The following is a 20,686-nucleotide window of genomic DNA, read 5'->3' on the forward strand; positions in this document are numbered from 1 at the left end:
GCAAACACTTCCCTATCGGTCGAGTGGGAAGATCGGACGCGGCACATTGCGGTAGGGCAGTCTGGCGAGGTCCGGTGTGCAAAGCGCGCCGCTATCGCAAACGATAATACGAGAAGAGATCGGCTCGAAGGCGGCGCGGAAGTGCTGCATCGACTTCAGGGCGACGATAGCCTTTTCGGCGGGATCGATGCCAAACGTTCGGAATTGCGCTAGGTCAAGCATCTGGGTTGCGTTGGTTACAATCAAGATATCGATTCTTGCCACGCTGAGGACGGCCGTGTGCCCCCAACTTCGGTGAAGGCCGCCAAGGATCGGGCCTGTCCCAGTAAAGTTGCCATCGCTGAGCATCTTGAGTGTGCCCGTCACCGTGATTGGCCCGCCGCCACGGTCGGGGTCGGTCTTGCCTCCAATTTCAAGTGTGACGGTCTGACCGACGGTCTGTGTCCTTAACAACTCTACTGCTTCCGGATCGACCAACGGCCCAAAGCATGCATTGCCGGCGCCTGCAGCCAGCAGCGCGGCAAGCAATGAAGTCGCATCGCCATACGCACCCCCACCGGGATTATCGGCATAATCGGCAACGACGATAGGGCCGTTTTCGGCCCCGTAGTCCGCGCAAAGTGCGGCGGCGGCTTCGACGCTGAGATACTCGTTGAGAACCTCGAACCGCCGGTCCCAGATGTCGTCGGCGAGCTCATTGGCAAGCCTTTCATGTGGCGCAGGATCGCCCTGATAAGTGACAAGGACCGTTGGCCCGACATCGGCAATATCGGCATTGCCAAAACCCGCATTGATACTGACGGCGAAGGCATCAGGGAGCCGCTCATGCTCAAAGGCGCGCGCGTTTCGTTCGATCATCGGGCCGGCATCGGTGCGTCCGCCATTGACTTCTTCAAGCATCGGTCGATGAACCCGCAGCGTCTTCGGGGCAATTTCGCCCGACATGGTCCGATGAAGTATCTCTCCTGCCAATACGGCGCAGTCGCGCATGTCGACATGGGGATAGGTCCTGTAGGAAACGATGATGTCGGCCAGGTCTGACATCTCCTGGCTGACATTGGCGTGCGGGTCGAGCGTGATAGCGATGGGAACATCGGGGCCCACCACCTCCCTGAGCCGCGCAAGGAACATCCCTTCACCGTCCTCGGCGCCGTCAATCACCATGGCGCCATGCAGTGAAAGCAAGATACCGTCGAAGTCCTGGGCAAGAGCAAGCGTCAAGACCGGCGCGGCCAGCGCCATGAATGTGCCCGGTGTGACCAGCCCGCCGGGTGGCGCAGATGTGCTGACCGCATGTGTCAGTCGCCATCCCCTGTCGCGTGCGACATCAAGGAACCCGGCAAGATCGGTGTTTGCCTGCCCTCGTTCGCGGATGGCATCCTCACCCAGAAGGAAGTACCGGCCCTTGAACGCTGCAAGGTCTGTTGGGCGGATCGAGAAGGTATTTGTTTCGTGACTTATCTCTGCACTCAGAACGCGAAAGCTCATCTGCAATTCAATCCATCGGGTTGTGGCAGGCGATCATGTGACCGTCGCCCAGTCGTGTAAGGGGCGGACGTTCGCGCTTGCATATATCGCTGGCCGCAGGACAACGCGCTACAAAAGCGCATCCGGGGATCTTCGCAAAGGGGCTTGGTATCTCACCGCCCAGCATCGTGACGATCTTGCGCCGGGTCGGGTCGGGCTCGAAATTACTGTCGAGAAGCGCATGGGCATAGTGATGTCGCGGCTGCGTCTCAGCGCCCGGCAAAATCTCCATGACGCGTCCCAAGTACATCACCACAACACGGTCGCAAAAATATCGAACAAGGCTGAGATCGTGGCTGATGAAAAGATAGGTCAGCCCAAGCTCTTCCTTCAGGCTTTCCAACAGGTCGATGATTTGCGCCTGGATCGAGACATCCAAGGACGCGGTCGGCTCGTCGAGCACAAGAAACGATGGGCGCAGCGCCAGTGCGCGTGCGATCCCCACGCGCTGCTTCTGACCGCCAGACAACTGGTGGGGGAAACTGTCCATCATGCGCGGGCTGAGACCAACCATGGAGATCAACTCATCCACTGTCGCTTTACCCTCTGCCGCCGTCTTGGCCTCACCCTGCACTTTGAAGGGTTCGAGCAAGGCGCGGCGGATCGTATAGCGCGGGTCGATGGCAGAATACGGATCCTGGAACACCATTTGCATCTGACGGCGCAGTTTGCGCATCTCGGACTGCGACTGGGTCGCCAGATCCTTGCCGTCAAAGATCACTTTCCCTTCGGTGGCCTCCAGCAAACGCAGAACCAGACGCGCCAAGGTGGACTTGCCGCATCCGCTTTCGCCGACAACACCGGTGACCTTGCCCCGCGGGACATCCAGCGAGACGTCATTGACCGCGCGCATGGTGCGGCGCGGCTTCATGAAACCGTCTCCGGATGAAAACTCGCGGGTCAGGTCAGTTATCGTCACAAGGCTGTCGTCGCGTGGGACCGAAGCATCCATCATCAAACCTCGCTGAAATGGCAGGCCGCGAGACCCGATGATTTGGGCTCAAGTGCAGGGGCCTGGTCGCGACAAAGTGCCTGAGCGTTGCTGCAGCGCGGATTGAAGCGGCAGCCATCGGGATAATCGACGATGCTTGGCACGGTGCCGGGTATCCCCTTCAGGCTTCCTGGTGCCTGCCCGAACCGCGGAATGCACCGAATGAGTTCGCGCGTGTATGGGTGTTTCGGTTCGGCAAAAATCTCGCCAATCCCGTTCATTTCCGCGACCCGACCGGCATAGAGAACAACGACGCGGTCGCAGGCCTGTGCCACCACGCCCATGTCATGGGTGATCAGCATGAGCGCAAGGCCGCGGTCGCGGACCAGTTCGACCATGATCTGTATGATCTGGGCCTGGATGGTGACATCGAGAGCCGTTGTAGGCTCATCAGCAACGATCAGGTCAGGGTCTGCGGCAAGCGCCATGGCGATAACGATCCGTTGTTTCATGCCGCCTGAAAGCTGATGCGGATAGGCGCGATGGATCGCAGCGGGTTCCGGAATGCGCAACTGGGCGATCAACTCAAGGCTGCGGGCCTTCGCCGCCTCGGCGCTTAACCCCAGATGCAGGTTTGAGACCTGGTCAATCTGCGCACCGATGCGAATGATCGGATCCAGCGATGTCATCGGGTTCTGGCTGATCAGCGCGATGCGCTTGCCGCGCAATCGGCGCAACTCGATCTCGGGAAGTCCGATCAAATCGCGCCCGTCAAAGACGATGGAGCCTTTGGTGATGGAGCCGCCGATGCGTGGCAGCAATCCCATGACGCACATGGCCGTCAGCGACTTGCCAGAGCCGGATTCGCCGACCAGTCCCAGGATTTCACCTTTGTCGATGTCAAAGGTGATACCCTCCAAGGGGTTCAAGGCCCCGATAGAGACCGAGATACCCTGAACCGAAAGAAGCGCCATATCAAACGCTCCTCAGACGGTTGCGGATGTCCAGCGCCTCTATCAACGCGTCACCGAACAGGTTTATCGAGATGACCGTTATCGCGATGGCCAGACCCGGAAAGATGATGATCCAGGGCGCAATGAAGATTTGTGCCGTCCCGCTCGACATCATCGCCCCCCAGCTTGGTGTCGGCGGCTGGGCGCCAAGGCCGAAGAAGCCGAGCGTGGCTTCCAGGATGATCGCATCTCCCGTTGCCAGCATGCCGGCCACGATCACAGGTGTCAGTGCGTTTGGCAAAAGATGGCGAAAGATGATGTGGAAATGCCCGGCGCCGAGGTTTGTCGTTGCCTCCACGTAGGTCTCATTCTTGAGCGCCATGATCTGCGCCCGCGTCAGCCGCGTGAACTGCGCAAGATAGGCGATCGAGATGGCGACCATCGTGCTTTCCAGACCGGGGCCGATAATGGCGATCAGGATCAGCGCGATCAGGATCTCGGGAAAAGACCAGGTCAGATCGACGACCGCGGTGACGGCTCGGTCGAACCAGCCGCCGAAATAGCCCGCCATCGCGCCCAGCGTCAGCCCGGCAGCTACCGAGATCGAAATCGCGGTGACAGCCACGGACAGCGAGGTCCGCGCGCCAAAGATAATGCGTGACATCAGATCTCGCCCGAATTCATCGGTGCCCATCCAGTGGGCTGCGCCGGGCTCGGTGTTTGCGCCCGGCAGGTTCTGGATGTCGTAAGCATAAGGCGCGACCAGCGGGGCAAACAGCGCGCAGGCCACAACAAGAACCAAAACAGCAGCAGAGACGCCGCCGCGTGGCGATCGTATGGCCGTCCTGATGGGGGCGAAAGCCGTCATTATTCTATCCTTTCGCGCACACGTGGATCCATCGCGGCTTGAACGATGTCGCCCAGCAATGTGCCAAGCATCACGGCAACAGCGAGCATCAGAAGAGCGCCCTGAACGACCGGGTAATCGCGCTGGTTCAACGATGTAATCAGCAGTGAGCCAAGACCGGGGCGAGCAAAGACGAATTCGACGGTAACCGCACCGCCAAGAATCCAGCCAATGCGCAGCGACAGGATCGTGACCACGGGCAGCAACGCGTGACGCAGCACATGGCGCAGTTCAATTCGCCACGGCGGCACGCCCTTGGCGTGCAGCATCATGACAAAGTCCTTGCGCGCCGTTTCCATCATGGCGACGCGCGTCACGCGCGCAACAAGCGCCACGCCGCCCAGTCCAATGGTCAGGACCGGCAAGACCAGCGCATCCCAGCTTCGCGCGCCCGACACCGGAAACCAGCCAAGCTGCACTGCAAAGAGCATGATGAGAAGCAAGCCAAGCCAGAAACCCGGCACAGTTGAGCCGAGCAGGATCAGCGCCATCGTCACCCGGTCGATCCAGCTGTCCTTGTAGATCGCAGCCAGCGCGCCCGCTGCGATGCCGACCACGGTCGAAAACAGAAGTGCCAGTGCGCCAAGCGTCAGTGAATGCGGCAGGTTCTGCGCAATCAAATCCGAGACCGGGCGCCGCAATATGATCGCGTCACCAAGATCGCCGGTCAGGGCATTTCCAAGCCAGATCGCGTATTGCTGGTAGAGTGGTTTGTCCAACCCGTACTTGGCCGCCAGCGCCGCCTTTTGCTCGGGCGAGGAATTGATCTGGACAAGATTGTCGATCGGATCGCCCGGAACCAGGTGCACGATCATAAAGATAACCAGTGACACGGCAAGGAAGACCGGAATGAGCAGCAAGAGCCGCTTGATGAAAAAGCTGATCATTCCGGTGCCTCGTTCCTATGCGTTGCAGTGGAGCGCGGTTCAGTTGACCGTGATGTCGACCACGGTCTGGCTTTGCAGACGCGTTCCCCGAATAGCCTCGGGCACGGAAATGGCATCCTTGTCATAGGCGTAGATCTGGACGGGCTGATAGATCGGCGCGAAGACGTACTGGCTCAGGACATACTCATGGTAGGTCGTGAAGTTTGCGACCCGTTCTTCCCAGGTACGTGACCCGCTCATCGCGGCGATGTTCATTTCCTCTGCCTTGGGGTCGTTCCACATCGACACGTTCGGATAACCAAGGCGCTGACCGGAAAAGAACCAGTCGATGATGTCCGCGTTGGCCCAGGAATAAGAGCGGACTGCCAGCTGGTGATCTGTGCCCTTGCGGTACTGGTCATTGATGGTGGCACTGTCAAAGACCGTGATGTCCGCTCCAATGCCGACGGCCTTCAACTGCGCTTGAACCACCTCGGTCACACGCTTGAATTCCGTCCCGTTCTGGGTCCAGAGCGCAACCTGAAGTTTGGCCCCGTCCTTTTCCAGAACACCGTCAGAGCCCATGATCCAGCCGGCGTCTTCCAATATGGAGTTGGAACGCTCCGGATCGTAGGAAATTCTCAACGCCGGGTCGACGTTTGCTGCCAGAAGCGAGTCGATCAGAAAAGTATTGGCGACCGAACCGACGCCGCCATAGAGATTGTCCAGAATTTCCTTCTGGTTGATGGCAAAGGCGGTGGCTTCGCGCACCTTTATATCGGTGAACGGCTCAACGGTGGTGTTGATGGGAATATAGAACAAACCGGTGCCCGGCATTGTGCCGACCTGAACCGACGCTTCGCTTTCAAGGCGCGGCAGGAAGTCGGTTGGCACGCTATATAGCAGATCCACACCGCCCGTGCTGAGTTCGAGGAAGGCGGTGGAATCTTCTGAAATTTCTCGGAATGTCAGCGTCTTGATATGGGGCGCGCCCTGGTTCTCTGACAGGTCGGACGCCCAGGCGTAATCCTCGTTTGCCGATAGCACCGTTTCCTGACCAACAGTAAAGCTTTCCAGTTTAAATGGCCCGGAGCCGACTGCAGCGGTCACGCCAAAATCATCGCCCAGGGCATCAAATGCTTTGGGCGAGGGAATGCTCATGAAGCCCGATGACATGTTCGACAAAAGGTTTGGATCAGGGTTCGCCATCACGAACCGGACGGTCAAATCGTCGATCACCTCGACGCTTTCGATGGCGGCTGTCATGAACGCGTTTTCGGTTTCGGCAAATTGCGGGATCCACCAAACGATGGTTTCCGCGTTGAATGGCTCACCGTCGTGAAATGTCACGCCCTCGCGCAGTTTGAACGTCCAGGACATGCCGTCGGCTGTCGATTCCCACGCGGTGGCAAGCTGGCCGTGAAAGGTCTGATCGGCGTCCTGAATAACCATGCGATCAAAGATCAACGTAATAGCATCGTTCAGCCGGGTGCCGTTGATCGGGTTATAGCTCGGCGTGCCGACGTTCTGTGCCGAAACGACGAATGTCGCGTCCTGGGCCTCGGCCGCAAGGGCAAGACCGAACACGCTGGCTGAAACCAGCATCGAGCTGGCGAGAAGTCGTGTCTTGGAGATGTAGCGCATTGCAGAATTCCTTATTGTTATCGTTATCAATGGTGGTCTGCGTCAAGCCGGTTTGCCCCCTGACTGAGATGTACGGTTGACTGGTTTGCCGACGTAGCCGGTGAACTGGCTGTAGAGCTGCGTGACGATTTCCATTCTCGCTTCGACTTTTGGGCCGAGCTCCAGAAAAACGCCGTTGACCAACAGGTTGGCCAGACTTGCCATCTGGGCCGTCGACTCCCAGAATTGGTTAAATTCGGTGGGCACGACGAACATCTCGTCGACAAGATCGCGACCCCAATCGCAGAAAGGATCGGTCACCAGTGTCACTGGAATTCCGACCTTCTTTGCTTCAATCGCAAGGTCACGCGACAACCGCGAGTAACGGCGCGCCTCGAAAATGACCAGGCAGGACTGGGCGGGGTCCGATACCAGCACTTCGGCAAAACTGCCGCCGGCAAGGTCCAGCATCCGCACGCCATCGCGCAGGTATTGCAACTGATTGACCAGTATCTGCGCCATTCCCCGTTCTGTCTGGAACCCGACCGCATAGACATTGGGCGTGGACGCCAATCGCTTCACGACACGGGTCCATTCCGGCGTCCGCGCCAGTTCGTAAATCGAAACCAGGGCCGAGATTTCAAGCTCGAGCCCGGCCGCAAGCTGATCCTCGCCCGCGGCGGCCCGCTCGCGCAGTTCCCGAAGCCTGTCGCTGACCAGCCAGGGTTGCTGGCCAATGTCCTGCTTCAGATGGTCTTTCAGGTCCTTGAAACTCTTGTAGCCCAAGGTTCTGCAGAACCGACCGACCGTCGGCTCGCTGACGTCGACTTTCGCCGCAAGGCTGGCCGCCGTTTCAAACGGAAGGCTCGACAGTTCCGAAAGCATGAAGTTTGCCAGAATTCGGTCGGCTTTCGAAGCGGTGGCCAGACTTGTCGTCAATCGTTCGCGAACGGATGCGGTCATACCAAATTACCCCCCTCGGCAGTATCAATGAAAGTTTTCTAACATTTTGTCAAAATGTTTAATTTTAATTGCAGCCTTTGTGATCCCCATCTGTTACCGGTTGCCAATCAGGCATTTGGTGACGGCACGATGCCGTAACATCCCGTTCCGCTGGTCATGTCTCGAAGGGGCGATGGGCCACTTGACCGGCTGAAATGGAAAGGCGGGTCGATACTATGTACGATTATGCTGTCATCGGCGCCGGGATTGCTGGTGCCTCAGTGGCCTTCGAACTGGCTCAAATTGGATCCGTCGCGTTGATCGAGGCGGAGTCTCGGGCCGGCTATCACAGCACGGGCCGTTCGGCGGCGCTTTTCACCCCCAATTACGGAAGCGCTGTTGTACGTGCGATCAATGCGGGCAGCAGTCCGTTCCTCCGCGATCCTCCAAGCGGCTTCGCCAATCACCCGCTGCTGACACCACGTGGCTTACTGACGATTGCCGGGCCGGGGCAAGAGGCCTGCCTTGATACGATCGTCGCAACCGCTGCGGATGAGGCGCCTGTTCACCATTTTTCGGCAACTAAGGCTCTGGCGCTTGTGCCGCTTCTGCGTCCTGAAGTGGTCGCTGCGGCGGCCTATGAGCCGGGCGTGATGGACATCGATGTGGACGCGCTCCATCAAGCCTACTTGCGCGGCTTCAAGTCTTTGGGCGGACAGCTCTTTTGCAATGCGCGCGTCCGAACGATTGTTCGCCATGCTGGGCAGTGGGACATCGACGTTGGCGGCAGTACAATTCAGGGCACCATCGTGATCAACGCCGCGGGCGCCTGGGCAGATCAAATCGGAGCGATGGCAGGCGCCCGGACGCTCGGGCTGGTCCCGAAGCGTCGAAGCGCAATTGTCGCCGACGCCCCCGTGGATATTAAGATCAACTCGCTCTCCGCCGTCGACATGGCCGGTTCGGAGGCGTACTTCAAGCCCGAGGCCGGGCGCATCATGGCGTCGTTCGGCGACGAAACACCGACCGACCCCCAAGACGCGCAACCCGAAGAACTCGACATCGCCCTGGCCGCCGATTGGCTCCAGCGCCACACCATCATCGACGTGCGCCGCATAGAACACAGTTGGGCCGGACTTCGGACGTTCGTGTCCGACGGTGCCCCGGTCGTGGGATTCGATGGTGCGCTAGACGACTTCTTCTGGCTCGCTGCGCAGGGTGGCTATGGAATCATGATGGGACCGGCGCTGGCGAAGGCATCCAGGTCCCTTATCCAACACAACCGCCTGCCGGACGATTTCGAAAAGCGCGGCGTGTCCCAAAGCGCAATCTCGCCAGCGCGCTTATAGGTGGCGCAGTCTGGATCAGTGATCGCGTCGTCTTTCGACTTGCCAACTCGAAGCTACCGCTCCCGGCCCATTCAAGACGCCATTGCAGTCTCAAAGGCCGTTGGCTACGCGGCGTTTTCCGACCGCCCACAGCATGGCGAGGCTTCGGCGTCGACCAGCGCGCTTTTTTGGAAGCTGCGGTGCCACGGTTGCTTTCCTGACAGGAGCCCACGGTGGGCCGCTTCTGGATCTGTCAATGGCAGCTTTCCACGGAATTCAGCTGCCGGCGCGGTTTGAAGCATCGGTCAGTTTGATCTCTTTTCGGACCTTGGCCGCGTTCTGCAACCATGTCGGCTTCTCAGAGCAACTCGGTGATAATCATCGCTCAGCGTTGAAACTCGACTTTACGATATCGTGAGACTGGGCAGCTGCCAGGCCCGCCCAAATACCGCCTTCTACCTGCTTTTGCACGGGGCAAGGTGGCAGACCTGGTGAAGTGTGCGTATGGTGTGCACAGCGGGTTCGTCGCGAATGCTGGCGGCCCCAAGGAGATCGCTGAATGCCCCTGAACGCAGCCACCGAGTCAGCGCGCCTGTCCGTCGCGCCCATGATGGACTGGACCGACCGCCACTGCCGCTACCTGCACCGCCAGCTCAGCGGGCGGGCCTTGCTCTATACCGAAATGGTGACGGCCCCGGCGTTGGTGCGCGGTGGGGCAGTGCATTTGCTGGACCATCACCCGGACGAACACCCGGTGGCGCTGCAACTTGGCGGCTCTGACCCGCGGGAGTTGGCGCAGGCTGCGCGTCTTGGCGCGGATGCGGGATATGACGAGATCAATCTGAACTGCGGTTGCCCGTCCGACCGCGTGCAATCGGGCACTTTTGGCGCCGTTCTGATGCGTCAGCCGAGCCTCGTGGCCACCTGTTTGCGGGCGATGCGCGATGTGGTCGACGTGCCCGTCACCGTCAAATGTCGCATTGGTGTGGATGATCAGGACCCCGAAATCGTGCTGCCCGAATTCCTGTCGCAGATCGTCGCCGCAGGCTGCGAACGCGTCACGATCCATGCGCGCAAAGCGTGGCTCAAGGGGCTGTCCCCGAAGGAAAATCGCGATATCCCGCCGCTCGATTATGATCTGGTCATGCGGATGAAAGGGCTGTTTCCCAACCTACATATCTCTATCAACGGTGGCGTCGAAACCATTGATGAGGCTGAGAAATTGCTTGAGAGCGGCCTTGACGGTGTGATGGTGGGCCGCGCCGCTTATCACCAGCCCACGGATATTCTGGGGCAGGCGGATCGGCGCATCTTTGGCAATGGCCCGGATCGCACGGGCGAGGACGCGGTGGCGGCCATGCTCCCCTACATCGAGGCGCATCTGAGCGCGGGCGGGCGCCTGCATCAGATCACCCGGCATATGCTTGGGCTGTTCGCGGGCCGCCCCGGTGCGCGTGGCTGGCGACGTACCCTCAGCGAAGGCGCAACCCGCCCCGGCGCAGGTCCCGACCTGGTCGAGCAGGCCGTGACCCATGTAAGTGCTCTGGCCGAGACCGCAAAAGCGGTGTAGCAGGTCGCACGCCCCGGTTCGGGGGTGCAATCTGGGACGCGCACCATGCCTGAGACTGTCTTATTGATTCAAATGCTGGTTGTTCTGGCCGTGATCGGTGCGTTCGCAGGCGTACTTGCGGGCCTTTTGGGTGTGGGTGGCGGGATCGTCTTGGTTCCTGCCTTTTTCTATGCCTTTCAGACGCTTGGCTATGGCGGGCCTGACCTCATGCAGATGTGTCTGGCGACCTCGCTTGCGACCATTATCGTGACCTCGGTGCGCTCGGTTCTGGGCCATCACAAAAAGGGCGCGGTGGATTTGGACGTGCTGCGCACATGGGCACCGGGGATCGTGATCGGGGCGGTTTTGGGGATGCTGGTCGTTGCGCAACTGCGCTCGACCACGTTGCAGGCGATCTTTGGTGTGCTGGCACTTATTGTTGGGCTTTACATGGGTTTCGGGCGCGCAAGCTGGCGGTTCGGGCAGGCGATGCCGACCGGGGCAGGGCGCGCAGCTTTGTCGCCGAGTATGGGCTTTCTGTCCGTCTTGATGGGGATCGGTGGCGGCAGTTTCGGCGTGCCACTCATGACCCTGTTCAACATGCCGATCCACCGCGCGGTCGCGACAGCGGCAGGGTTCGGCGTGCTGATTGCGGTGCCCTCGGTCATCGGCTTTTTGTTGGTCGATGTCGCGGGACCGGTGCCGCCCTTCACCATCGGTGCGGTCAACTTACCCGCCTTTGTCGTTGTCATCGCGATGACGCTGATCACGACGCCATGGGGGGTAAAACTGGCGCATGCGATGGATCCCGGCCCGCTCAAGCGGGTGTTTGCGGTGTTTCTGGTGCTGGTGGCGCTCAACATGTTGCGCCGCGCGCTGATCGGATGATCGGGCGGGACGGGTTCGTTGTCTTCGACGCGGAGCCATCCGTCGCGCGGTGGGCACAGGCCGCGGCGCGTGTGGCCCGCCAGATCGCCGCCGATCCCGCCAAGCAGGCAGCCAATCTGCGTCATGGTGATACGTGGTTCGTAGGCGTGGACGCCTTGCCGAACGATGTAATCGGGGCCATTGAGGGCGTGCCGCTGCGCGGCCCGTGGGAGGATCACGTCCCGCTCCTGCATCACCACGCCGCCCAACTGTCCATCATCTATCCCGGCTATCCCCAACAGGACCCGGATCAGAGCGACGCAAACCACGCCTACCGGATCAAACGCCATGCCGCGCATGTGGATGGCTTACTGCCCGACGGGCCGGAGCGTCGTCGGTACGCGCGCGAGTTTCACGCCTACATTCTTGGACTTCCACTGAACCTCGCACCGCAGGCCCCCACGGTGATCTGGCCCGGCAGCCATGTAATCATGCAAGCCGCAATCGCGGATACCATTGCGGGGCGCGAGGTGGGCGAGGTGGACCTGACGGACGCCTACCACGCCGCCCGCAAAGAGGTGTTTGCGCAGATCGAACCGGTGCCCATCACGGCGACGCCCGGACAATCCTTCCTCATCCACCGCTTTGCGCTACACGGCACAGCACCTTGGGACGGGCCGGACGGGCCGGAACGCACGATCGCGTTTTTCAGACCGGAATTCGATGATCCAGCCGACTGGCTGGCACCCTAGCGTTTCAGGCGCGCGGCACGCCCCCCACGCCGTCCTGTGGGTGCGGGCGTGCGGGTCGGCAATTCATCCATGATGGCGCGGCGCTCGTCGGCGTTCATCCGGCTCCATGCCCCGATCTCGTCAATCGAGCGTGCGCAGCCTGTACACAGCCGCGTCTCGGGGTGGATCACGCAGATCTGCACGCAGGGGCTTTCGATCTCGTTGCGCCGCCAGACGAGGTTTTGGGGAATGTCGCTCATGCCTGCCTCTTGATCACTGCCAGCCGGTCCAGCAGCCCTTGCAGGATATAGCCTGCAGCGACGTGATCAATCACCTCTGCGCGACGTCTGCGGGTCGTATCCGCCTCAAGCAGTGCTTTTTCCGCCGCCACGGTGGACAGGCGTTCGTCCCAGAAGGTGATTGGGCCGTCCCAGAGCTTTTCGAAATTGCGGGCAAAGGCGCGGGTGGACTGACAGCGCGGCCCTTCGGAGCCGTCCATGTTGCGGGGCAGACCAAGAACGAGGCCCCCCACCGACCGTTCGGCGATCAGCGCCTGCAAGCGGGCGGCATCCAGCCCGAATTTCTTGCGCCGCACCGTTTCCAGAGGAGTCGCGACGGACTGAAACGTGTCCGATACGGCCACCCCGATGGTCTTGTCGCCCAGATCCAGCCCCATCAGCGCGCGCATGGGGGGCAGGGCGGCCACAAAGGCGTGGGTGTCATCCGTTATCATTGCAGACCTACACGGTCGGCGGCGCGGTTGAGCGTGTCCATCGCCGTGGGATCATCGCCAAACACCTCTTGGGCATTGGCGAAGATGGCCGCAGCCTGATCCATCTGGCCAACCACGCCGAGGGCGGAAATCAACTGCGCCCAATCCTCGACCGGGCCCCCTTGGGTGGCCAGCCGGTCGCTGAGGCCGCTCACCATGCCCTGGATCATCTCAAGCCGCTCAGCCGGGCTCATGTCGCCTGCGGCCTCGATATCCGCAGCGGACGGCCCACGCCCGGTGCCGATGGTAGGGCGTGCGTAGTTCACACCGGCGCGCGCGGCCATCTCGTCGATCTGGGCACTGATGGGGGCGATCCAGGGGGCATCCGGTGGCCCCTCGCGCAGCAATTGATCCCACACCCGCAGCGCAGTGTCAGGCCGCCCGGTCTGGGACATCATCACGCCGAAATAATAGCGCGCAGGCCCATCGGCGGGGTCCATCGCCAAGGTGCGCTCGAGTATCTGCTCGGCCTCGGGCGACACATAGCCCCCGGCGGCCAGGATTAGCAGGTCGGCATATTCCGAAAAATCCTGAGCAGTGGCCTCGTCCCCCTTGGCTGCAATCGCCTGCGCCTTGGCGGCATGGGCGGCGGCAAAGTTACCGAGGCGGGCCTCGGACTGGCTGAGCAATTCGATGCCTTGGATGTCGTCGGGCCGGGTGGCCACAGCGGTGCGCAGGCGTTCGACCAAGGCCACGAAATCAGGTTCGACATCAACCGGGGGCGTGTCGGGCAAACCGGCTTCGGCGGTGGTTTGGTCGGGGCGTTGATTGCGGGCCAATTCGGCGTTTTCGATCCGGTCAGCGAGCGCAAGATCACCATATCCCGGCGCACCCAATTGCAGATAGATCGCGTAGGCGCTGGCGATCACTCCCGCCGCTAGCACTCCAATCAGAATGCCTCCGCCCGAACGGCGCGGCGCGTCAGCGTGGGCCTGCATCGCGGCGTCGGCGGCCAGAATACGACGCGACACTTCGGTGCGCGCGCGTTCGGCATCCTCGGCCGACACAACGCCCCGGCTCAGATCACGCTCGACCTCTTTCAACTGGTCCCGGTAGACATCCAGATCATAGGCCGCTGGCGGGCGCTCGGCCTCGACTCCGCGCAGGATCGCGCGGGCCAGACTGGCCACGACCAGCACCGTCAAAACAGCCGTAATGATCCAGAAAATCGTCATGCCCTGCCTTTGCTCCTCAGCCCATGTAACGGCTTGATGGGACCAGCAAAAGAGCCAAAGCGGCGCGCCGCGCTTTGGCTCTGGTCAGCTTGTCGTGAGTTGGGTGCCAATACGTGTCGCAAAACTGCCAAGAAGTGCCGCCGCCACAATCCTTTTCCTTTGCCTGAGGCGTCATTACAAACGCACCGATTGTCATCGATTCCAGTGCCGGAGCCTGCCGCGTTATGAAACGTTATTCTGCCTTTGCGATCGCGCGTGAAGCGGTGCGCTACCACACTGGCTGGGAACGCGCATGGCGTGCGCCCGAGCCGAAAAAGAAATACGATGTGATTATCGTGGGCGCAGGCGGGCATGGGCTGGCCACGGCCTATTACCTGGGTAAGAATTACGGGATCACCAACGTCGCCATCCTTGAAAAAGGCTGGCTCGGTGGGGGCAATACGGGGCGCAACACGACGATCATCCGCTCGAATTACCTGCAGGACCCGTCGGCGGCGATCTACGAAAAGTCGCGCTCGCTTTACGAAACCATGTCTCAGGACCTGAACTACAACGTCATGTTCTCTCCGCGCGGCGTGATGATGCTGGCCCAGACCCAGCATGAAATCCGTGGCTATCAGCGCACGGCGCACGCCAACGCGCTGCAAGGGGTTTCGACCGAATTTATTGGCCCCGAAAAGGTCAAGGAGCTCTGCCCGATCATCGACATCAACGGGCCGCGCTATCCCGTGCTTGGCGCGCTGTGGCAGCCGCGCGGGGGGACGGCGCGCCATGACGCGGTGGCGTGGGGCTATGCGCGGGCCTGCTCGGACATGGGCATGGACGTGATCCAGAAATGCGAAGTGACGGGCGTGCGCCGCGAAGGCGGCAAGGTCGTGGGCGTGGACACCAGCAAGGGTGCGATCGATTGCGACAAGCTGGGTGTCGTGGTCGCGGGCCATTCAGGGCATCTGGCCGATATGGCGGGCTTCCGTCTGCCCATCGAGTCCGTGGCCCTTCAGGCGCTGGTGTCCGAACCGATCAAACCCTGCATGGACGTGGTCGTGATGGCCAACACCGTTCATGGCTACATGAGCCAGTCCGACAAGGGCGAGATGGTGATCGGGGGCGGCACGGACGGGTATAACAACTACACCCAACGCGGCTCCTTCCACCATATCGAGGAAACGGTGCGCGCGCTGATCGAAACCTTCCCGATGTTATCGCGCCTCAAGATGCTGCGGCAATGGGGTGGGATCGTGGATGTGACGGGGGACCGCTCGCCAATCCTGTCCAAAACCCCGGTCGAGGGGATGTTCATGAACTGTGGCTGGGGGACCGGCGGGTTCAAGGCGATCCCGGGCTCGGGCTGGGCCATGGCCGAGCTGATCGCCAAGGGGCATTCGCCGCTGACCGAGGAATTCGACATGAACCGGTTCCGCGCCGGTAAGTTTATCGACGAGTCCGTCGCGGCAGGGGTGGCGCATTGATGTGCGCCGCGCCGATCAGATCAGCGTTTAGGGGTGTTGGGGGGGGCGGTCCTGGTGCCTTCACCCGCCGCCGAGCCGAAGGCGATCAGGTCGCTGACGTCGATCTCGCGACCCCCTCGGGCCTCCTTGCGGCGGGCTGCGGCGCGCTGTTCCAGCACGAACATCACGATCGCGCCCACGATGATCGCGCCAAAGACCAGAATGGCACCCATTTCCTTGCTCATCACCCGCTCCTGTCGATCAAAGTTGACTGCAGCCTAACCGAAACGTGGGGCGCAGGCCAAGGCCGGTCGAGGAACCAATCAAGGCCACGCGACGTTATCTGTGTAATCGAAACACAGAAGGGGACAGTAAAATGGCTGACCACACATCGCAACATAACACATCCAGTGGCAACGGATTTCTGGCTTTCATCGTCGGCGCTTTGGTCGTCGTTGTGGCGGGGCTTGTCTACATGGTTTACTCCGGCGACACCGGCGGGGACGAGCTTACCATCAGCGTTGAAGGTGCAGGCGCAGCAGTCGAAGAAGCCACCTCAGGCGACTGAATACAGGTCATATCGGCGATATCCGGCGGGACGCAGCCGCCTGGATGTCGCGAAATTGGCTGGGCTTGGCCGAAATGCGCGGCCAGGCCCCCCGCGGGTTGAGACATCGCCCAAATCTGATGTTCTGAGCATCCATTCAATGGAGGCTACAACATGTCAGACTATCCAAACCCCAACCTACACCGCGGTGATGGCGTCAGTGGGCGCGGCCTGCTTATCGCCTTTGCACTCATTGTCGGTGTCGTCGCGATCCTGGCTTTGGTCGGATCCATCGGCGGTGGATCGACTGGCGGGACTGCTGGCCAGGACGCCATTGCACCCGCGACCGAAGTTGCACCCGCAACAGAAGGTACAGTCGCACCAACAGAATAACCTAGCCACCCCTCCCAAGGCTGCATCAGGCGGGCGTCTCACGACGTCCGCTTTTTGTGTGTCTGGGCCTTTGATCGGAGCCCGCCCATGCTGATCCTGACCTGCCCGTGTTGCGGCCAAACAGGCGAAGAAAGCGAATTTCACGCAGGTGGCGAGGCGCATCTGACGCGCTTTGGTCCCGGATCAAGCGATGATGACTTCGAAAACTACATGTTCATGCGCCAAAACCCCAAGGGGGTGCATTTTGAGCGCTGGCGGCATGTTTACGGCTGCGGCAAGTGGTTTCACGCCGCGCGCTGCACCATGACGCTTGAAATCTTCGGCACCTATCCCGCCCAAACGCTTGAACCCCCGCCAGACCTGCGCGCCAAAATCTCGGCCAGACGGCCGGGGTGGTCATGGGGGGCCGTGTCTTGATCTTTCATTGTTCCAAAAATATGCCCGCCGGAGGCGCCGACGCCTCCGCCCGGTACGAGGGCACATCATGAGCACACGACTGGCAACGCAAGGCCGCTTGGTGAACCGCGACAAGGCGGTCCGCTTCAGCTTTAACAGTGCGCCCATGACCGGGTACGAGGGCGACACGCTCGCCTCCGCCCTTTTGGCAAATGACCAGATGCTGGTGGGACGCTCGTTCAAGTATCACCGCCCGCGCGGAATCGTGGCTGCTGGCCCCGAAGAGCCGAATGCGCTGGTCAACCTCGGAGTCGAGGGCAAGTTCGAACCCAACCAGCGCGCCACCACCACCGAGCTGTTCGAGGGGCTGCTTGCCACCAGCCAGAACCACTGGCCCAGCCTCGAATTCGACGTGGGTGCGATCAACGCGAAGCTGTCGCGCTTCATGCCTGCGGGCTTTTACTACAAGATGTTCATCCACCCGCGTCCCCTGTGGAAACATGTCTATGAGCCCTTCATCCGGCAGGCCGCCGGTCTGGGCCAAGCGCCAAAGGGCCGCGATTGGGACACCTACGAGCACCTGTATGCGTTTTGCGATGTGCTGGTTGTGGGTGGCGGCATTGCCGGGCTGCAAGCGGCCAGGTCCGCCGCGCAATCGGGCGCGCAGGTGCTGGTGCTGGAACAGACGGCCCATTGGGGCGGGCGCGCGCCCGTCGATGGCGGCACGGTTGACGGTAAACCTGTGGATAAGTTCGTGGAAGAACTGGTTGCGGACCTCGCTGAGCTGCCAAATGTGACCTTGCGTGCCCGGACGATGGGCGCGGGGGTTTACGATCACGGCTATGTTCTGGGGTACGAACGACTCACTGATCATACGCCGGACATGGATGGCCCGCGCCACCGCCTCTGGCGGATCAGGGCCGGGCACATCATTACCGCCACTGGCGCGATAGAACGGCCTTTGTCCTTTGCGGGCAATGACATCCCCGGCGTGATGCTCGCCGCTTCGGTGCGCGATTACGCGATCAATTACGGGGTCAGCGCCGGGGATCGGACCGTTGTTGTCACCAATAATGACGATGCCTACCGAACCGCTTTGGTCCTCAAGAATGTGGGGTTGGAGGTGCCTGCGATCCTGGATGCGCGCGTTTTGCCCGTGGACAGCCCCCTGATGGCCGAGGCCAAGGCGGCAGGCATCCGGGTGATGATGGGTCACGGGGTGGCCAAGGTGCAAGGGGCCAAGCGCGTGACCGGCGTTTCCGTCTGTGCGCAAGCGGGCGAGGGGGCCACCGTCGAAGAGATCGCATGCGATGTCGTCGCCATGTCGGGGGGGTGGTCGCCTGTCGTCCACCTATGGTCGCATTGCGGGGGCAAGCTGTTCTGGGACGCCGATTGGGCAATGTTCCGCCCAGATGTGGATAAAGCGCCCATCGGCGCGGATGGCAGTCCTTTTGTCAGCCCTGCGGGCTCTGCCAACGGGCATTTCGGCCTTACTGAAATCCTCGGGGATGCCCATGCGATGGGGCGCGCCGCGGCCCGGGCCACGGGCTTTACCCCCAAAAAGACCAATGCCCCCGACGGTGTCTGCCTTGACGAGGCACCGATGGCCCCGGTCTGGCTAATGCCCCAAGGCGCGGGCCGTGATCTGCGGGCCAAGGCGTGGCTCGATTATCAGAACGACGTAAAGGTATCCGACGTGCAACTCGCCGCTCAAGAAGGGTTCGAAAGCGTCGAACACGCCAAGCGCTACACCACTCTGGGCATGGCGACAGATCAGGGGAAGTTGAGCAATATCAATGGCCTCGCGATCCTTTCTGATGCACTAAATCAACCCATCCCGCAGACCGGCACAACCACATTCCGCCCGCCCTATACTCCGATCTCGATGGGGGCCATCGGCGGCGAAGCACGTGGCGACGTGTTCCAGCCGATTCGGCGCACGCCCATGCATGACTGGCATGATGCCAACGGTGCCGATTGGGAACCTGTTGGTCATTGGCGGCGTCCCTACGCCTACGTGCGCAGCGGCGAATCCGTCCATGACGCGGTGATGCGCGAGACAAAGAATGTGCGCGAAAACCTTGGGCTGCTTGATGCCTCGACCCTTGGAAAACTCATCGTCAAGGGGCCGGATGCGGGGCGCTTCCTCGATATGCTCTACACCAACATGATGAGCACGCTGAAACCGGGCAAATGCCGCTATGGGCTGATGTGCGGCGAAAACGGGTTTCTGATCGATGATGGGGTCGTGGCCCGCATCGACGAAGACACGTTCCTTTGCCACACCACCACCGGCGGGGCCGAGCGCATCCATGCGCATATGGAGGAATGGCTGCAAACCGAATGGTGGGACTGGCAGGTCTATGTCGCCAACGTGACCGAGCAATATGCCCAAGTCGCCGTGGTCGGCCCCAATGCCCGCAAAGCACTTGAAGCCCTTGGGGGCATGGATGTCTCCAAAGACGCGCTTGGCTTTATGGGGTGGGCGGACGGCACGCTTGGCGGGTTCGCTGTGCGCGCCTATCGCATCTCGTTTTCTGGTGAGCTCAGCTATGAAATCGCCGTGCGCGCGAGCGAAGGGCAGGCATTCTGGGATGCACTGATGAAGGTCGGCACCGATTTGGGCGTCATGCCCTACGGCACGGAAGCCCTGCACATTCTGCGCGCCGAAAAGGGCTTTATCATGATCGGGGACGAGACCGACGGCACAGTGATCCCCCAAGACCTCGGGTTGCACTGGGCGCTGTCCAAGAAAAAGGACGACTATCTGGGCAAGCGCGCCCATTTGCGCAGCCACATGGCCGACCCGGCCCGCTGGAAGCTGGTGGGGCTGGAAAGCACGGACGGATCGACCCTGCCTGACGGGGCCTATGCGGTGGCCGAGGGCACCAATGCCAATGGCCAGCGCAATATGCAGGGGCGGGTTACGTCCAGCTATCACTCGCCCAATCTGAACAAGGGCATTGCGATGGGGCTGGTGCTGCACGGACCCGACCGTATGGGCGAGGTGCTGGAGTTTCCGGGCACCGATGGCACCACCTACAAGGCCAAGATCGTAAGCCCGGTGTTTTACGATCCTGACGGGGAGAAGCAGAATGTCTAAGGCTGTCACCGCCCTGAACGGGGTCCGTTTCACAGACGGGATCGCAGATGTCGCGGAATTGCCGATGCAGGGGATGATCACCCTGCGCGGTGATCTCAGCATGGCCGTGCTGAAAAAAGCGGTGAAATCAAACACCGGGCTGGCTGTGCCGGATCAGGGGCAGGTTGCGCAGGACGGTGCCTTTGCGGTCGCGTGGATGTCGCCGGACGAGGTGCTGATCCTGTGCCCCTACGGTGACGTGCAGGGCATCATCGCCAAGCTGGATAAGGCGTTGATCAAGGCACATGTGCTGGCCGTCGATGTCTCTGACGCGCGGGCGCTGTTTCAGATTGCGGGCGTGCATGCGCGCGCGGTGATGGCCAAACTTGCCCCCGTTGATGTGTCCGAGCGGAGCTTTCAGCCGGGCATGTTCCGGCGGACCCGTATGGCGCAGACGGCGGCGGCCTTCTGGATTGCGGATACGGACACGTTCCACATCATCTGTTTTCGCAGTCAGGCGCGGTACATGTTCGACCTGCTTTGCGTTGCGGCGCAGAAAGGCAGTGAGGTCGGGCGGTTCTGAAAGTCGATGCGGCGCACTGCCTCGACTTTGTGCTTTTTGCTGGCGAATAGTCCTTGATCTTGCCCA

21 protein-coding genes are annotated in these 20,686 nt (G+C 61.2%); 10 read left to right on the forward strand and 11 right to left on the reverse strand.

Going from position 1 to position 20,686, the window contains the following annotated elements:
- Positions 1 to 12: 12 nt before the first annotated feature.
- The 7 genes from Q0908_RS14145 to Q0908_RS14175 are packed head-to-tail and all read right to left on the reverse strand — an operon-like array spanning position 13 to position 7,770.
- Positions 13 to 1,488 carry a M81 family metallopeptidase gene (locus tag Q0908_RS14145; protein ID WP_299285650.1) on the reverse strand — a complete coding sequence of 492 codons (1,476 nt, stop codon included), beginning with the start codon at positions 1,486 to 1,488 and terminating at the stop codon, positions 13 to 15.
- A 7-nt stretch (positions 1,489 to 1,495) separates the two neighbouring features.
- Entirely contained in the window at positions 1,496 to 2,482 is a 987-nt protein-coding gene (locus Q0908_RS14150) for an ABC transporter ATP-binding protein (RefSeq protein ID WP_299285653.1), read from the reverse strand.
- Positions 2,482 to 3,432 (reverse strand): ABC transporter ATP-binding protein, encoded by a 951-nt coding sequence (locus tag Q0908_RS14155; protein WP_299285656.1) that lies wholly within the window; start codon positions 3,430 to 3,432, stop codon positions 2,482 to 2,484. The genes Q0908_RS14150 and Q0908_RS14155 overlap by 1 nt, the downstream gene beginning before the upstream one ends.
- A gap of 1 nt (position 3,433) precedes the next feature.
- The gene (locus tag Q0908_RS14160; protein WP_299285659.1) at positions 3,434 to 4,279 is read right to left on the reverse strand and encodes an ABC transporter permease; all 846 of its coding nucleotides are present in this window, start codon (positions 4,277 to 4,279) and stop codon (positions 3,434 to 3,436) included.
- Positions 4,279 to 5,205 carry an ABC transporter permease gene (locus tag Q0908_RS14165; protein WP_299285662.1) on the reverse strand — a complete coding sequence of 309 codons (927 nt, stop codon included), beginning with the start codon at positions 5,203 to 5,205 and terminating at the stop codon, positions 4,279 to 4,281. The genes Q0908_RS14160 and Q0908_RS14165 overlap by 1 nt, the downstream gene beginning before the upstream one ends.
- Positions 5,206 to 5,244: 39 nt before the next feature.
- Positions 5,245 to 6,828: an ABC transporter substrate-binding protein gene (locus Q0908_RS14170; protein ID WP_299285666.1), complete on the reverse strand. Its 1,584-nt coding sequence runs from the start codon at positions 6,826 to 6,828 to the stop codon at positions 5,245 to 5,247.
- A 42-nt stretch (positions 6,829 to 6,870) separates the two neighbouring features.
- A complete protein-coding gene (locus tag Q0908_RS14175; protein ID WP_299285669.1) occupies positions 6,871 to 7,770 on the reverse strand; it encodes a MurR/RpiR family transcriptional regulator in 900 nt (299 codons plus the stop codon).
- A gap of 215 nt (positions 7,771 to 7,985) precedes the next feature.
- Here Q0908_RS14175 and Q0908_RS14180 point away from each other — a divergent pair, with 215 nt between their 5' ends.
- From Q0908_RS14180 to Q0908_RS14195, 4 genes are all read left to right on the forward strand, one after another.
- The gene (locus tag Q0908_RS14180) at positions 7,986 to 9,098 is read left to right on the forward strand and encodes an FAD-binding oxidoreductase (protein WP_299285672.1); all 1,113 of its coding nucleotides are present in this window, start codon (positions 7,986 to 7,988) and stop codon (positions 9,096 to 9,098) included.
- Positions 9,099 to 9,636: 538 nt separating this feature from the next.
- Positions 9,637 to 10,647, forward strand: coding sequence for a tRNA dihydrouridine(20/20a) synthase DusA (gene dusA / locus Q0908_RS14185; protein WP_299285675.1), 1,011 nt, complete (start codon positions 9,637 to 9,639; stop codon positions 10,645 to 10,647).
- A gap of 45 nt (positions 10,648 to 10,692) precedes the next feature.
- Positions 10,693 to 11,514, forward strand: coding sequence for a sulfite exporter TauE/SafE family protein (locus Q0908_RS14190; protein ID WP_299285678.1), 822 nt, complete (start codon positions 10,693 to 10,695; stop codon positions 11,512 to 11,514).
- Positions 11,511 to 12,245: a hypothetical protein gene (locus Q0908_RS14195; RefSeq protein ID WP_299285681.1), complete on the forward strand. Its 735-nt coding sequence runs from the start codon at positions 11,511 to 11,513 to the stop codon at positions 12,243 to 12,245. The genes Q0908_RS14190 and Q0908_RS14195 overlap by 4 nt, the downstream gene beginning before the upstream one ends.
- Here the strand turns inward: Q0908_RS14195 and Q0908_RS14200 are convergent.
- Genes Q0908_RS14200 through ccmI form a run of 3 tightly spaced genes read right to left on the reverse strand, consistent with a single transcriptional unit; the run spans position 12,242 to position 14,171 of the window.
- Positions 12,242 to 12,484, reverse strand: coding sequence for a DUF1289 domain-containing protein (locus Q0908_RS14200; protein ID WP_299285684.1), 243 nt, complete (start codon positions 12,482 to 12,484; stop codon positions 12,242 to 12,244). The genes Q0908_RS14195 and Q0908_RS14200 overlap by 4 nt on opposite strands.
- Positions 12,481 to 12,957: a Holliday junction resolvase RuvX gene (gene ruvX / locus Q0908_RS14205; RefSeq protein ID WP_299285687.1), complete on the reverse strand. Its 477-nt coding sequence runs from the start codon at positions 12,955 to 12,957 to the stop codon at positions 12,481 to 12,483. The genes Q0908_RS14200 and ruvX overlap by 4 nt, the downstream gene beginning before the upstream one ends.
- Positions 12,954 to 14,171 carry a c-type cytochrome biogenesis protein CcmI gene (gene ccmI / locus Q0908_RS14210; RefSeq protein WP_299285690.1) on the reverse strand — a complete coding sequence of 406 codons (1,218 nt, stop codon included), beginning with the start codon at positions 14,169 to 14,171 and terminating at the stop codon, positions 12,954 to 12,956. The genes ruvX and ccmI overlap by 4 nt, the downstream gene beginning before the upstream one ends.
- 224 nt (positions 14,172 to 14,395) lie before the next feature.
- Here ccmI and Q0908_RS14215 point away from each other — a divergent pair, with 224 nt between their 5' ends.
- Complete coding sequence (locus Q0908_RS14215) at positions 14,396 to 15,640, forward strand: sarcosine oxidase subunit beta family protein (RefSeq protein ID WP_299285694.1); 1,245 nt, start codon at positions 14,396 to 14,398, stop codon at positions 15,638 to 15,640.
- A 20-nt stretch (positions 15,641 to 15,660) separates the two neighbouring features.
- Here Q0908_RS14215 and Q0908_RS14220 read toward each other — a convergent pair whose 3' ends face one another.
- Complete coding sequence (locus Q0908_RS14220) at positions 15,661 to 15,864, reverse strand: hypothetical protein (protein WP_299285697.1); 204 nt, start codon at positions 15,862 to 15,864, stop codon at positions 15,661 to 15,663.
- A 131-nt stretch (positions 15,865 to 15,995) separates the two neighbouring features.
- Here Q0908_RS14220 and Q0908_RS14225 point away from each other — a divergent pair, with 131 nt between their 5' ends.
- The 5 genes from Q0908_RS14225 (at position 15,996) to Q0908_RS14245 (ending at position 20,620) form a co-directional block, all read left to right on the forward strand.
- Positions 15,996 to 16,187: a hypothetical protein gene (locus Q0908_RS14225; RefSeq protein WP_299285700.1), complete on the forward strand. Its 192-nt coding sequence runs from the start codon at positions 15,996 to 15,998 to the stop codon at positions 16,185 to 16,187.
- A 153-nt stretch (positions 16,188 to 16,340) separates the two neighbouring features.
- Complete coding sequence (locus Q0908_RS14230; RefSeq protein ID WP_299285703.1) at positions 16,341 to 16,559, forward strand: hypothetical protein; 219 nt, start codon at positions 16,341 to 16,343, stop codon at positions 16,557 to 16,559.
- A gap of 87 nt (positions 16,560 to 16,646) precedes the next feature.
- Positions 16,647 to 16,976: a sarcosine oxidase subunit delta gene (locus tag Q0908_RS14235; RefSeq protein WP_299285706.1), complete on the forward strand. Its 330-nt coding sequence runs from the start codon at positions 16,647 to 16,649 to the stop codon at positions 16,974 to 16,976.
- Positions 16,977 to 17,043: 67 nt separating this feature from the next.
- Positions 17,044 to 20,058, forward strand: coding sequence for a sarcosine oxidase subunit alpha family protein (locus Q0908_RS14240; RefSeq protein WP_299285709.1), 3,015 nt, complete (start codon positions 17,044 to 17,046; stop codon positions 20,056 to 20,058).
- On the forward strand, positions 20,051 to 20,620 hold the full coding sequence (locus tag Q0908_RS14245) for a sarcosine oxidase subunit gamma family protein (RefSeq protein ID WP_299285712.1): 570 nt from the start codon (positions 20,051 to 20,053) through the stop codon (positions 20,618 to 20,620). The genes Q0908_RS14240 and Q0908_RS14245 overlap by 8 nt, the downstream gene beginning before the upstream one ends.
- Positions 20,621 to 20,686 lie beyond the last annotated feature (66 nt).

Origin of the sequence: uncultured Tateyamaria sp., assembly GCF_947494755.1 — a bacterium.
GTDB lineage: Bacteria > Pseudomonadota > Alphaproteobacteria > Rhodobacterales > Rhodobacteraceae > Tateyamaria.